Here is a 13,346-nt window from a genome sequence, read left to right as displayed (position 1 = left end):
CCACGAGCCTCTCAGGGCCCGCGGAAGGGAGGGCCCACCAGTGACCACCGTGGTACCGCTCGCGGTTCGTGCCGAGCCCGCCACTGCCTTTCAGCCGGCCCGGTGGAGTCGGCCCACAGAACTCCTGATCGGCCAGGGCGCCGCCCGCGAGGCCGTTCGCCAGGCCCGCTCCGATGGCACGACGGTGCTCGTGACCGACACCAGCCTTCCCGAGGGCCTCGTCGACCGTCTGGTCGGCCCAGCCGGGAAACGGCTGCGGCGCCTTGGGCTGCACCCGGGGTCCATCACCCTCGCGAGCTCGGGGGAAATCGCCGACTCGCTGGGTGATGTCCGGCACGTGGTGGCGATCGGCGGCGGCAGTGTGCTGGACGCCGCCGCCGTGGCCCGGGCGATCCTCAGCCGCCCTGAGCTGTCCACTCTCATACGCCGCCCCACCATGCCTGGCCTGATCCTCTGTCCGCCCGGGCGAAGGCCGGTGCCCCGGTTCACCGCCGTCCCCACCACCGTGGGAACCGCCGCCGAGGTCAGTTCCCTGGCGACCGTCCTCGCCTGCGACCGGCGAAAGCTCGTCACGGGTGACGCGCTCACCCCGGGCACCGCCGCCCTCGACCCTGCGGCCACGGCGGGCCTGCCCCGGCGGCTGCTGCTGGAAGGGGTGCTTGAGGCGATGATGCGGCTGCTCAACATCTGTGCCCTGCCGCCGGTCGGACAGTGCCCGGGTGCCTCCGATGCCGAACTGCTGACGCTGCTGGCCCAGTTGGGCCGTTCGGGGGCTGAGGCGGCCAACGCGCGGTACGACGTGCCCGCCCCGCTGCGCATCGACATCGCCCTGCTCAGCGCACGCACCGTGCTTGGCTGGACGGCGCTGGGGCGTGACCCGTTCGGCGGGAAGATCTGGTACCTGTCCAACGAACTGTCCACGCTCGCCGGCGTACGCAAGATGACTGCCACCGTCTCGGTGGCACCCGTGGTGTGGTCCAGGCTGCTCGCTGGTGACACCCGGTTCGGCGACCCGGCCCGGCTGCACACCGCCTGGCAGGCTCTGTGGCGCGCCCTGGGACCCATGCGGTTGCCCACCGACCCCGTCGCCGGATTCCGCGCCCTGGTCGCCGCGTGGGACGTACCGGCGCTGCGGAAGACCGAGGCCCCGCCGCCCCAGGAGCTGGCCTGGCGAACCGCACAAGCCTGGGGCGGGAGCCAGCCCATGCTGGGCGCCTTCAGCGCCGCCGAACTGACCGCCCTCTACCGGGAGATCATCGACCAGCCGCGACCGCGGAGGAGCCAGCTGTGATCGACGTCCTCGCGACCCTCGCCCCTGAGGCACAGCTCACCCGCGGCTGGCAGTTGCACCCCCCGGGCACCGGCGAGCCCCAGTGGCGGGGACTGGTTCATCTGGCCGGGCAGCAGGGAGAGCCGGTGTCCGGCGGCCCGTCCCAGCCGATCTCCCACGAGGTGGTCGGCGCGTACGGGGTGAACCGTGCGGACGTGCTGGTCCGGGCCACGGGAGAAGCCGTCGAACGGTTCGCGCTCCAGCCGCTGCCCGGAGAGGGCCGCAGGGGCCCATCCACCGCCCTGGACGGCGACGTACTCGGCTTCCACGAGGCCGGGCTGGGCGCCGAGGACTGCGTGGGACAGGTGCGGACCTGGTACCCGGCGCGCAGGCTGCTCGACGGCCACCGGATGTGGGTGCCGGCGGGGCTCGTCGACCACCCACCCCGGCCGGAGGACAGCGACGGATTCGACCCCACCCCGTCCGGGGCGGCCGCCGGCGCAGGGCCCGGGATGGCGCTGCGCTCGGCGCTGCTTGAGGTCATCGAACGGGACGCGCTGACCGTCGCCTGGGTTCGTGCGCTGACCCTGCGGCGCATCGACCCGGAGGTCTCGATCGCGGCAGCCCCCGGCTCTCCGTCCTGGCGGAGGTTCGGCTCCGCCCTGCGCCACGCCCGGGCAGGCGGATGGGAACCGGTACTGGCCGAGGTGCCCACCGCGGTGGACGGCGTGACGTGCGTGGTGGGCATCCTCCTGGGGGACCAGGGCGCGGCCGTCGGATGCAACGCCTCCACCGACCCTGGCCAGAGCCTTGCGGGCGCGCTGCAGGAGGCCCTCCAGGTGATGTCGTGTCTGCGGCTGGTCGGTCCCCGGTACGCGGACGAGCCCGTGCCCGGCATCGTCACCGAAGACATGGACCGGGCACGGTGGTTCGCATCGGCTGAGGGGAGGGAGACGGTGAGGCGGTGGTGCGACGGGTTCGAGCCCGGCTCCGCGGCCCTGCGGCTCACCCCCGGGCAGCCGTCGACGGAGGAAATCCTGGCGGGCCTGCATGCCCAGGGCGCACGTCCCCTGGCCGTCGACCTGAGCCACCGGTTGCCGCCGGCCGTGCGCGCCATGGGCTGGGCCGTGGTGAAGGTGATACCCGCCGGACTGCAGCCGCTGCGCATCGACGAACGGTGCTCATTCGGCTGGAACCGCTTCCGGCTGGAGACCGCCGAGGCACGTACGGGGCTTCGGGCACGGTCCGGCCATTCGCCGCACCCCCACCCGCTGATATGAATCGCGTACGGACGGTGTGGTCTGAGATGTTCATCTGCGTGCCCTTGGCCCACCGCCGCTCGTCACGTCAGATCCAGCCGCGGTCGCGGGCCAGCAACGCGGCCTGGAAACGGTTGCTGGCGCCCAGCTGCCGCATCAGATCCCCCACGTGCCGACGATAGGTCCGTACGGAGACACCGATTTCCCTCGCCCCGATCTCGTCCTTGTCCACCCGGCACAGTGTGGCGAGCACTTTCCGCTCGACTTCCTGAAGCTCATGAGTCGGTCCCGCATCGTCGGCAGTCACGTTCTCCAAAGGCTGCGCGCCCTCCCAGATGCGCTCGAAGAGAGCAACCGAACTGGCCACAACGCCGGGTTCGTGCACCAGCAGCGCACCACGTGCGGTGTTCCCCGGGTCGATGGGGACCAGGGCCTTACTGCGGTCGACTATGACCATCCGTTCGAATTGCGAGTCCGACACCCGGGCCCGGGCTCCGGCGGCCGCGATCTCCCGCAGCCGGGTGGCCGTGAGCGGGTCCGACAGGGCGCTCGTGTGCAGGATCGAACGCATGCTGACACCCCGCTTGAGCAGCAAGGCGTCCCGGGGCCGCGCGTCCGCCAGCGCTTCTGGGGACAGCGGGCCGCGCGGGTGGGTGCACAGGACCTCATCGCGCGCGAAGAAAATAAGATCGTCCAGCCGGGCGCGGATGCTGTCGATTCCCTCCACACGCTCGACACCGAGCGCCTGCCCCTGGTCGGCATTCTGCTCCCGGATGCCCTGCGTCCAGATGTCCATGTACGTGTCGATGACGTGGCGGCACGCGGTGGTGCGCCGCATCCGCTCGTGCAGGTCGTGGAGCTGTCTGTCGATCAGGGCTTCCATGGCACTCACCGGCGGGTATGCCATGACACGCCCGTCCGGTGACTGCTGGCGGATCAACCCTTGATCGAGCAACCGCTTGATTACCTCATCTGCCGCGGGAACATCGAGGGCGGTAGCCAGTTCCTGGGCGGTCGCGCCTGGGGTGCACAGAAGGTAGCGGTAGGCCGCCTCTTCGGTTTCCGAAAGCCCCAGATCGGCAATGATGTTTCGTTGCACGGCTTCCCCTAAGGAAGAAAGGCCCCGGCCAAGGGCGTGGCCGCGCCGACGGCCGTCCTAGCCGGAGCGAAAACTTCAGCGCGAGTGGCAGGCACGTTAGCCTGCCACCAAGCCTCTTGTTCATCAGGAATAAGCAAAAACTTGACAAATCAGATCACTTGACGCCGGCGCACACCGGTTCCCCACATCTGATTTCCGTATGGCCATTGTGAGGACTGTTTACGTAAACCGCCTGCGGGTAGACGGTTGCTTTTTGAGCCTGTGACCGCGAGGACAGCCACGTGATGTGCCGGACGGCGTCGTGAGATCCGGGTGAGTCACGGCTCGGACACACGGTACGCGGCGGCCAAGCCCCAACTGCGGCTGCTTGATGACGTATCCAAGGAGCCCCATCCCCGCAGGCGGCCGGAATTCGGCGCCTGGCGGGTCAGCCGTCTTCCGCATGGGGACCGCACACAGAGATCGCTCTCAGACGTAGAGGCAACTTTGAGCGGCGCACCATAGCGCGGGATCGCCGGTTAGCCAAACCGGCGATCGTCCACATTCTCAGGGAACCACCGCCACGCCCTGTTCGCCCCAAAAAAGGCCGCATCCCGAAAATCAACAATTCGCAAGCGATCGGATCTAGACAGCCAGAGGGTATTTCTTTTTCGTGGGCTATATGCGAGACGGCGGATCTGACACAGCGCCATAAAGGCCGCCGGCCTGGTAAACATATGAAAATATCGACGGCCTCCGGAGCCGTGTGCGCAGGTTCGAATCCTGCCGGGGGCACCCTGGAGGAGGTGCCCAGAGACCCCGTTACCAGCGGAAACGCTGCGGTCGAGGTCTTCGCGTGTGTGCAGACGTGTGCCGCTCGGAGCGGCTGTATGCCAGGGTCCGCTTGCGGCGGTGCGTCATCGAGGTCCTGAGCACAGGCACTGGGCTCCCCCGTCACGGCGTACGAGCGGGTCGGCCGGGGCTCGTCAACGAGGCCGTCCAGGCGGTCGGCGAGGAACCGCCGCCGCCATTTGCGGACCGTGTCGGCAGTCACCCGCAGGTCCCGGGCGACCGCGACGATCAGTGGCACGTCCGGCCCCGCGCACGCCAGCACAATTCGTGCGCGCAGGGCCAGGCCTGGGCCGATGTGGCCCGACGCGTCCACCGCTCCAACATCGCCCGCTCATCAGCGGAGAGCAACAGCGGTTCCAGCTTCGGGCCTCGACGAGGAACTGGCGCAGGACACTAGTCCGCCGTGCCGGATATCCGGAGCAGCATGCCCGTGAACTGCTCGCGTTCGGCTTCCGACAGCGGGGCGAGCAGCTCATCGTTGGCCGCGCGGGCCGCCTCTCGCAGCGCGTCAGCAGCCGGGCTCCCCGGGCGGTGAGGGACACCGCGTTCTTCCGCCGGTCCTTCGAGGCCGACTCGCGTACCACCAGGCCCGCCGCCCGGAGGTCGTTCGCCGACCATGTCGTCACCTACGGCGACGACACCTGGGGCGCCCCGGTCGACTACGCCCTGGACGCGGTCGGCGGCGAGCTGCTCACCCCGGCCCTCGCCGCACTCGCCCCGGAGGGACGGCTGGTGGCGTACAGCTCGGGCGGCGGCACCGTCCAGGCGTACGACCTGCTCGTGGGCACCAAGTCGGTGATCGGGTTCCAGATGGCCCGCATCGCCCGCGGCGAACCGGAGTTGTACGAGCAGTGGCGCGAGGAGCTGTAGCGGCTGTTCGCCGCCGGAGAGCTCCAGCCCGCCGTCCATGGGGAGTTCACCCTTCAGGACACGGCGAAGGCACACGGGGAGATCGAGGCGAGGGCCAACCTCGGCAAGGTCGTCCTGATCCCCTGACGCACGCTCCTTGTGGGGGGTCTGTGAAGCCAAGTACCGTCTGTGGCCCACACATGGGACGTGGGATGTCCGATTGACCGAATGTCCGCTCCCCGGATGTCTGTTCCCATGCCCCGGTGGTCCAGCCGACAGACGCATGAAGGGCAGGTCGCACCATGCCGTCAAGTCTTCGCGCACGTCTGAGATCCACCCTGACAGCCGTTCTCACCGCCGCGGCGCTGCTCGCGCCCGCAGGCCCGGCGGCCCATGCCCAACCCTTCGCATCGTTACCGGAGTTCGACCAACAGGTCCTCTTCAAAGCCTCCCAGGACCCCGGTTACGCGTGCTTCCGGATCCCGGCGATCGTGCGGACCACGGCCGGCACGCTGCTCGCCTTCGCCGAGGGCCGCGTCCTCAACTGCGGTGACGCTGCCGACATCGACATCGTCCTCAAACGCTCCACCGACGGCGGCCGCACCTGGGGACCGCTCCAGGTCGTCAACGAGGGCGCCGGCGACACGCACGGCAACCCGGCGCCCCTCGTGGACCGCAGGACCGGCCGGATCCTGCTGGCCGAGACGTACAACACGGGCCGTACGGACGCCGGCAACTGCACCGTCCCCTGCGACCGCACACCGCACCTCCAGTACAGCGACGACGACGGGCGGACCTGGTCCGAGCCGCGCGACCTGAGCGACCAGATCCTGCCCGGGCACTGGAACTCCTGGTACGCCACCGGGCCCGTGCACGGCATCCAGCTCACCCGAGGGAAGCACGCCGGACGGCTGGTGTTCGGCGTCAACACCGAGACGTGGGACGGCAGCCGGGTCACCGCGAACCACGCGGCGCTCATCGTCAGCGACGACGGCGGCGACCACTGGCGGATCGGCGCCACGGACTCCTGGCCGATAGCGCAGGACGGCATGTTCCGGCAGAAGCCCTCGGAGGTGACGCTCACCGAACGCTCCGACGGGGCCGTCCTCGTCAGCGGCCGCGAACAGGACGGCACCGATCTGGGGCACCGCTCCCAGACCCTCAGCCTGGACGGCGGCGACAGCTTCGCCACGCCCTTCCGCGCCCTCCCGGACCTCTACACCCCACAGGTCCAGGGCGCGACGCTGCGCCTCGGCGACCGGATGCTGCTGTCCGCCCCGGCCGATCCCGACCGCCGCCGGACGATGATGGTCCGCTCCTCCTACGACGGCGGGCGCACCTGGGACAGCGTGGACCGGGGCACGGTCGTCACCACGGACTGGTCCGGTTACTCCGACATGGCGGCGGTCGACTCCTCGACGGTGGGCCTGCTCTACGAGGGCGGCGCGGTCGACGCCCGCGACGAGATCCGCTTCGCCCGCTTCACCGAGGACTGGCTGAAGCCACGCCGTGGCGCCGACCCGACCACCCGCGACGCGGCGTCGGGCGCGCGGCCCGCGGCCGTGCTCGGCGATGCCGGGCGGACGGCCGGTGTCCGCGGCGGCGCGCTGTCCTTCGACGGCACCGACGACGCCGTACGCCTGCCGTACCGGTCCCGACTGCCGCTCGGCGAGGGGGACTTCACGGCCTCGCTGTTCTTCCGCTATACGGCCACGACCGGCGAACAGCCCTTCCTGTGGATGGGCGGCATCGGCAGCACCCAGCCGCAGGTCTGGCTGCGCGGGGAGCCGGCGAGCGACCGGGTCCGGGCGCTCGTCACCACCCGGTCGGGCGCGACGACCGTCAGGACGGCCTCGGTGTGGACCTCCGGCGCCCACAACGACGGCCGCTGGCACCACCTGGTCCTGCGCAGGGGCGGCGGGCAACTGACCCTCTTCCTCGACGGCACGCCGATCAGCACCCCGGACGTGCCGGGCTCGGTCAGCCGCAACTCCCCCTTCGGCGTGCACATCGGCCAGCGCATGGACAGCCGGGCGTTCCTCACGGGGGCGATCGACGACGTCCGCGTCTGGAACCGGGCCCTCACCGACAGGGAGGTGGCCGCGGGCACCAAGGGCGCGGCCGCCAGGGGCACGGTGCTGTGGCTCCCCATGGACCAGGTGAGCGGCAGCAACTAACGTCACGGCACGTGCCCGACGACGCAGAAACAGCACGAGCACGACAGCGCACGGGAACCGGGATCGGCCTGCTGCTGGTCCTGGTTCTCGGGGCAGCGCTGCTCATCGCCCTCCCTGAGGACGACAGTCCGGACGACGAGGCCGCCTGCCGGGCGCGCACGGTCCGCTCCTGGCAGGCGGACGACGGCCTCACCGCCGAGTTCGCCCGCTACGGCGACGACGCGTCCCGCACCGACGACTGGACCGGCGGCGACGGCACCCACTCGGTGCGGCTGCCGGACGGCCGGGTGCTGTGGCTGTTCTCGGACACCTACCTGGGCCGGGTGTACGGCCCGCCCAACCCGGCCGGCGAGTCCCACGCCTGGCGGGACCCCACCGCGCCGCTGGTGCGCAACTCGGCCGTGCTGATGCGCGACGGCCGGCTGGAGACCACCCTGCCCGCCCCGCTCTTCGCCGACCCGGCGCCGAACCAGTGGCGCTGGCCGGTCGCCGCCCGCGTCGAACCCCGCTCCCCCGGCTCCTCGGAGCAGGTCGTCCGGGTGCTGCTGTGGGTGCGCACGGCCGGCCAGGCCCCGTGGATCTACGGCGTGCCCACCGCGACCGAGGTGGCCACGCTGTCGCTGCCCGATCTGCGCCTGGAGTCGATCGGAAAGGTGCTCGACCAGCAACTGGTACCGGACCCGTCCCGGCGGGTGCTGTTCGGTACGACGCTGGTCGAGGAGGACGGCTGGACGTACGTCTTCGGCGGCGACGACGGCCAGGCCGCCTCCCGCCCGGCGTCGCACGCGTACGTGGCGCGGGTGCCGGAGGGCAGGCTCGGGGATCCGGCGGCCTGGCGGTACTGGACCGGCTCGGCCTGGGCGGCCGGTGCCCGCCCCCGGCCGGTGCTCGGGGACGGGCAGCGCAGGGGCGTGGGAAGCGCGTTCTCGGTCGTCCGGGACGGCGGGACGTACGTGCTGTTCACGATGGCCGCGGGCGCGAAGGGCCTGACCACCGTGGCCTCGTACTGGGCGTGCTCCCCGGCCGGGCCGTGGCACGGGCCCGCGAAGGAGTTCAGCCCGTCGCTGCCGCAGGGCCAGGTGGCCGCCTACAACCCGCAGGCGCACCCGGTGCTGAGCGGCGACGGGCGTCTCGTGCTGAGCTACGACGTCAACTGGCTGGAGACGACGGGCGCCGCCGTCCAGCTCAGCCGGAACGTGTCCCTGTACCGACCGCGGTTCGTGACGCTGCGGCTGGCTCCGGCCCGGTGACCTCCGGGCGGGGGTCGTTCGAGCGGCGCTTGGCGATCACCGCGCAGACCATCAGCTGCATCTGGTGAAAGAGCATCAGCGGCAGCACGGCCAGCGAGGCCTGCGGGCCGAACAGGACGCTCGCCATGGGCAGTCCGGCGGCCAGGGACTTCTTCGAGCCGGCGAACTGGAGGGTGATCCGGTCCTCCCGGCCGAAGCCCAGCGCCTTGCCGCCGTACCAGGTCAGCAGCAGCATCACGGCGAGGATCACGGCCTCGACGACCAGCAGTGCGCCCAGCCGGAGGGGGCTGACCTGGTGCCAGATGCCCTGGACCATGCCCTGGCTGAACGCGGTGTAGACGACGAGGAGGATCGAGCCGCGGTCCACCAGTGCGAGGACCTTCTTGTGACGGGTGACGAAGCCGCCGATCCAACGGCGCAGAAGCTGTCCCGCGAGGAACGGCACGAGCAGTTGCAGCACGATCTTCAGCAGCGAGTCGGCGGAGAACCCGCCCCCGTTGCCGCCGAGCAGCGAGGCCGCGAGCAGCGGGGTGGCGATGATGCCGACGAGGGAGGAGAAGGAGCCCGCGCAGATCGCGGCGGGCACGTTGCCGCGGGCCATCGAGGTGAAGGCGATCGAGGACTGCACGGTCGACGGGACGAGCGTGAGGAAGAGCAGGCCCTGGTACAGCGGGTGCGTCAGGATCACCGGCACCAGTCCGCGGGCCGCCAGGCCGAGCAGCGGGAAGACGAGGAAGGTGCAGGCCAGGACGGTGACGTGGAGCCGCCAGTGGCGCAGTCCGTCCAGTGCCTCACGGGTGGACAGCCGCGCGCCGTAGAGGAAGAACAGCAGGGCGATCGCCGCCGTGGAGGCACCGGACGTGACATCGGCGACCGTCCCGCGCGCCGGGAACAGGGCGGCGACGCCCACCGTCGCGAGGAGGAGAAGGATGTACGGGTCGATCGGCATCCGACGCGGCCGGCGCAGGCGTTTCACGGTGCTCCACTTGCTCAGTTCTTACGGGCGGTACATACGTGCGGTACTCACGTGCGCTTCAGGGCCGGTACGGCCCCCTTCCATCCTGCTCCTCGGACCGGCGATCGGGAATCCCGCATACCGCTCTCACTGTCATCGTGTTCCGCGATAGCCTGGCGCCATGTACGACCCCTCCCATCTGCGCACCTTCCTGTCGGTGGCGCAGACGCTGAGCTTCACGCAGGCCGCCCGGCGGCTCGGGCTGCGGCAGTCCACCGTGAGCCAGCACGTGCGACGGCTGGAGGACGCCACCGGGCGGACGCTGTTCACCCGGGACACGCACTCGGTGGAGCTCACGGAGGACGGCGAGGCCATGCTCGGGTTCGCGCGCCGGATCCTGGAGGTGCACGAGCAGGCGACGGCGTTCTTCACGGGCACCCGGTTGCGCGGCCGGCTGCGCTTCGGCGCGTCGGAGGACTTCGTGCTGACCCGGCTGCCGGAGATCCTCGAGGGCTTCCGGCACGACCACCCGGAGGTCGATCTGGAGCTGACGGTCGAGCTGTCGGGCACGCTGCACGAGCAGCTCGCCGCCGGGAAGCTGGACCTGGTCCTGGCCAAGCGGCGGCCGGAGGACCCGCGCGGCGAGCTGGTCCGGCACGACAGGCTGGTGTGGATCGGCGCAAAGCGCCTCCGGCTCGACCCGGACCGTCCCGTGCCGCTCATCGTCTATCCGCCGCCGGGCATCACCCGCGCGCTCGCCCTGGAGGCGCTGGAGCGGCAGGGCCGCGAGTGGCGCGTGGTGTGCACGAGCGGCTCTCTCAACGGTCTCGTCGCCGCGGCCCGGGCGGGGCTCGGCGTGATGGCCCACTCCCGCGGCCTCATCCCGCCGGGCCTGGTCCGCGTCCCGGACCGGGCGGGGCTGCCGGAACTCGGGCAGGTGGACTTCGTCGTGGTCCACGGCCGGCGCCGCCCCTCCGCCCAGGGCGCGGCGGACGCCCTGGCCGCGGCGATCCTGTCGGGCGGTGACCGACTGAACCGGAGTGACGAAATCCGCCCCCGGGGCGCTGACAGAAGAGACGGCCGGGCACCGCGCACGGCGAGCCTCGGGCCGTAACGGGTCGTACAGATTCGGTGGAGATTACGGCTCCGAAACTTACTCAACCGTCAGGATTCTGTCCGACCCTTCCCCATGTGAGCGCATTTTCCCTCCCTGACCAGCGCGGACAAGAGCGCTGCTCGCTTCGCCACCCCTCCCGCCCTCTGCCCGGTTGGGGTAGCTTTCACCGCGCTGTGCGGAGCGTCACTCAACCGAAGCGCTGAGGAGCGGGGAGCGGGGTTTGCGCGAGTTCACCAACCCTCCGTTGGCGTTGGCACCTCCGGTGGGCGGTCTGGCCGACGTGGTCTTCGAGCATGCCCAGGAGGACCCGCTGCGCATCGCGCTGGGCCGCAAGGACGAGTCCGGGCAGTGGCGGGACGTCACCAGCGCCGAGTTCCGCGACGAGGTGCTCGCCCTGGCCAAGGGCCTGCTGGCGAGCGGCATCCGGTTCGGCGACCGGGTCGCGATCATCTCCCGTACGCGCTATGAGTGGACGCTGTTCGACTACGCGCTGTGGACGATCGGCGCCCAGGTCGTGCCGGTCTACCCGACCTCCTCGGCCGAGCAGTGTTTCTGGATGCTGTACGACGCCGAGGTGACGGCCGCGGTGGTGGAGCACGAGGACCACGCGATGACGATCGCCACCGTCATCGACCGGCTGCCGCAACTGCGCCGCCTGTGGCAGCTCGACTCCGGCGCCCTGCACGAGCTGTACGACGCCGGTGCGAGCCTCGACGACGAGGTGGTGCACCGCCACCGGCAGGCCGTCACCCCCGACTCGGTCGCCACGATCATCTACACCTCGGGCACCACCGGCCGCCCCAAGGGCTGTGTCATCACGCACGGCAACTTCATGTACGAGGCGGACACCGTCATCGAGCGCTGGGAGCCGGTGTTCCACTCCAAGCGGGGCGACGAGGCCGCCACCCTGCTGTTCCTGCCGCTCGCCCATGTCTTCGGGCGGATGGTCCAGGTCGCCGGGATCCGCGGCAAGGTGAAGTTCGGTCATCAGCCGCAGCTGAACGCGGCGGCCCTGCTGCCCGACCTGGCCGCGTTCAAGCCGACGTTCTTCCTGGCCGTGCCGTACATCTTCGAGAAGGTGTTCAACGCCGCCCGCCGCAAGGCCGAGAAGGAGGGGCGCTCCGGCCCGTTCGAGAAGGCCGTCGACATCGCCATCAAGTACGCGGAAGCCATCGAGGCCAAGGCCTGGGGCATCGGCCCCGGTCCCTCGGCGGGCCTGCGCATGCAGCACCAGCTGTTCGACAAGCTCGTCTACTCCAAGATCCGCGCCGCGATGGGCGGCCGTATCAAGCACGCCATGTCCGGCGGTTCGGCGATGGACCGGCGGCTCGGCCTGTTCTTCGCCGGGGCGGGCGTGCACATCTACGAGGGCTACGGCCTGACCGAGTCAACGGCCGCCGCGACCGCCAACCCGCCCGGACGCACCCGGTTCGGCACGGTCGGGCAGCCCATCCCGGGCATGACCGTGCACATCGCGGACGACGGCGAGATCTGGCTGCACGGCCGGAACCTCTTCCAGGGCTACCTCAACAACCCCAAGGCCACCGACGAGACCCTGCACGACGGCTGGCTGGCCACCGGCGACCTCGGCGCGCTCGACGAGGACGGCTACCTCACCATCACCGGCCGCAAGAAGGAGATCCTGGTCACATCGAGCGGCAAGAGTGTTTCGCCCGGCGTACTGGAGGAACGCGTCCGTGACCATCCACTGGTCAACCAGTGCATCCTCGTCGGCAACGACCGCCCGTACATCGCCGCCCTCGTGACCCTCGACCAGGAGGCCGTGGAGCACTGGCTGACGATGCGGGGCAAGCCGCGGATGTCCGCGGCGGAGCTGGTGCGCGACGCGGATCTGGAGACGGAGGTGCGGCGCGCGGTGGTCGCGGCCAACACCCTTGTCTCGCAGGCCGAGTCGATCCGCACCTTCCGCATCCTGGCCCAGCCGTTCACCGAGGAACACGGGTTGCTGACCCCGTCCCTGAAGCTGAAGCGCAAGGCGATCGAAAAGGCGTACGAGAAAGAGATCGAGGCGCTGTACCGGGCGTGAATTACCAGGTGACAGATGAATCGCACACCTGAATTCTCCCGTCAGGAATGCATCACGGCTCGTGATCGTTGACGATGAGATGTACACCTGACCACAAACCGAAGGATCGAGAGCTCGTGAGCAAGGTCCCCCCGATCATCCTGAACAACGGCGTCGAGATGCCCCAGCTGGGCTTCGGTGTCTGGCAGGTGCCGGACGACGAGGCCGAGTCGGCCGTCGCGACGGCGCTGGAGGCCGGGTACCGCAGCATCGACACCGCGGCGATCTACGGCAACGAGGAGGGCACGGGCAAGGCCATCGCCGCGTCCGGTCTTCCGCGCGAAGAGCTCTTCGTCACCACGAAGCTCTGGAACGCCGACCAGGGGTACGACTCCACGTTGCGCGCCTTCGACACGTCGCTGGAAAAGCTCGGCCTGGACTTCGTCGACCTGTACCTGATCCACTGGCCGCTGCCGGCCCGGGGCACCTACGTCGACACGTACAAGGCGTTCG

The 13,346-nt window shown here is 70.4% G+C and carries 9 protein-coding genes, 1 tRNA gene and 3 pseudogenes; 9 read left to right on the top strand and 4 right to left on the bottom strand.

All coding sequences use genetic code 11. The annotated features are described in order from the left end of the window. The first annotated feature begins 40 nt into the window (after nt 1–40). Together AOQ53_RS21740 and AOQ53_RS21735 are read left to right on the top strand one after the other, a co-directional pair. The gene (locus AOQ53_RS21740; protein WP_059419704.1) at nt 41–1,291 is read left to right on the top strand and encodes an iron-containing alcohol dehydrogenase; all 1,251 of its coding nucleotides are present in this window, start codon (nt 41–43) and stop codon (nt 1,289–1,291) included. Further along, nucleotides 1,288–2,550 carry a YcaO-like family protein gene (locus tag AOQ53_RS21735; RefSeq protein ID WP_059419702.1) on the top strand — a complete coding sequence of 421 codons (1,263 nt, stop codon included), beginning with the start codon at nt 1,288–1,290 and terminating at the stop codon, nt 2,548–2,550. Before AOQ53_RS21740 ends, AOQ53_RS21735 begins: the two co-directional genes overlap by 4 nt. 67 nt (nt 2,551–2,617) lie before the next feature. Here AOQ53_RS21735 and AOQ53_RS21730 read toward each other — a convergent pair whose 3' ends face one another. Further along, nucleotides 2,618–3,628: a helix-turn-helix domain-containing protein gene (locus AOQ53_RS21730; protein ID WP_059419700.1), complete on the bottom strand. Its 1,011-nt coding sequence runs from the start codon at nt 3,626–3,628 to the stop codon at nt 2,618–2,620. A gap of 699 nt (nt 3,629–4,327) precedes the next feature. Between AOQ53_RS21730 and AOQ53_RS21725 the strand changes: the two genes are divergently transcribed. Then, a tRNA-Arg gene (locus tag AOQ53_RS21725) sits at nt 4,328–4,402 on the top strand. Between the two features lie 175 nt (nt 4,403–4,577). On the opposite strand, the pseudogene AOQ53_RS41410 reads toward AOQ53_RS21725, so the two are convergent. Continuing rightward, nucleotides 4,578–4,721 (bottom strand): annotated as a pseudogene (locus AOQ53_RS41410) (helix-turn-helix domain-containing protein); the annotation flags it as partial. Between the two features lie 131 nt (nt 4,722–4,852). Continuing rightward, a pseudogene (locus tag AOQ53_RS46425) lies at nt 4,853–5,067 on the bottom strand (MarR family winged helix-turn-helix transcriptional regulator); the annotation flags it as partial. Nucleotide 5,068: 1 nt separating this feature from the next. Here AOQ53_RS46425 and AOQ53_RS21720 point away from each other — a divergent pair. The 3 genes and pseudogenes from AOQ53_RS21720 to AOQ53_RS21710 all read left to right on the top strand — a co-directional run. Next, nucleotides 5,069–5,455: pseudogene (locus tag AOQ53_RS21720) on the top strand (zinc-binding dehydrogenase); the annotation flags it as partial. A 155-nt stretch (nt 5,456–5,610) separates the two neighbouring features. Beyond that, a complete protein-coding gene (locus AOQ53_RS21715; protein WP_059419699.1) occupies nt 5,611–7,485 on the top strand; it encodes a sialidase family protein in 1,875 nt (624 codons plus the stop codon). Between the two features lie 11 nt (nt 7,486–7,496). Beyond that, complete coding sequence (locus tag AOQ53_RS21710; protein WP_059419698.1) at nt 7,497–8,735, top strand: DUF4185 domain-containing protein; 1,239 nt, start codon at nt 7,497–7,499, stop codon at nt 8,733–8,735. Here AOQ53_RS21710 and AOQ53_RS21705 read toward each other — a convergent pair. Further along, nucleotides 8,671–9,684 (bottom strand): bile acid:sodium symporter family protein, encoded by a 1,014-nt coding sequence (locus tag AOQ53_RS21705; protein ID WP_059419696.1) that lies wholly within the window; start codon nt 9,682–9,684, stop codon nt 8,671–8,673. The two genes, AOQ53_RS21710 and AOQ53_RS21705, sit on opposite strands and share 65 nt — an antisense overlap. Nucleotides 9,685–9,871: 187 nt before the next feature. Between AOQ53_RS21705 and AOQ53_RS21700 the strand changes: the two genes are divergently transcribed. From AOQ53_RS21700 to AOQ53_RS21690, 3 genes are all read left to right on the top strand, one after another. Further along, entirely contained in the window at nt 9,872–10,804 is a 933-nt protein-coding gene (locus AOQ53_RS21700; RefSeq protein WP_059419694.1) for a LysR substrate-binding domain-containing protein, read from the top strand. Between the two features lie 223 nt (nt 10,805–11,027). Then, nucleotides 11,028–12,854, top strand: a complete 1,827-nt coding sequence (locus AOQ53_RS21695) for an AMP-dependent synthetase/ligase (protein ID WP_059419692.1) — start codon at nt 11,028–11,030, stop codon at nt 12,852–12,854. Nucleotides 12,855–13,012: 158 nt separating this feature from the next. Then, nucleotides 13,013–13,346, top strand: a 334-nt coding sequence (locus AOQ53_RS21690) for an aldo/keto reductase (RefSeq protein ID WP_236711748.1), incomplete at its 3' end; no start/stop codon positions are given.

Source organism: Streptomyces azureus (genome assembly GCF_001270025.1).
Classification (GTDB): domain Bacteria; phylum Actinomycetota; class Actinomycetes; order Streptomycetales; family Streptomycetaceae; genus Streptomyces; species Streptomyces azureus.
Note: the sequence above shows the minus strand (reverse complement) of the source record. Positions and strands in the feature narration are given on the sequence as shown.

Coding starts and splice junctions, on each gene's coding strand:
- AOQ53_RS21700 (WP_059419694.1), top strand. CDS start 9,872: ATGTACGACCCCTCCCATCTGCGCACCTTCCTGTCGGTGGCGCAGACG.
- AOQ53_RS21705 (WP_059419696.1), bottom strand. CDS start 9,684: ATGCCGATCGACCCGTACATCCTTCTCCTCCTCGCGACGGTGGGCGTC.
- AOQ53_RS21715 (WP_059419699.1), top strand. CDS start 5,611: ATGCCGTCAAGTCTTCGCGCACGTCTGAGATCCACCCTGACAGCCGTT.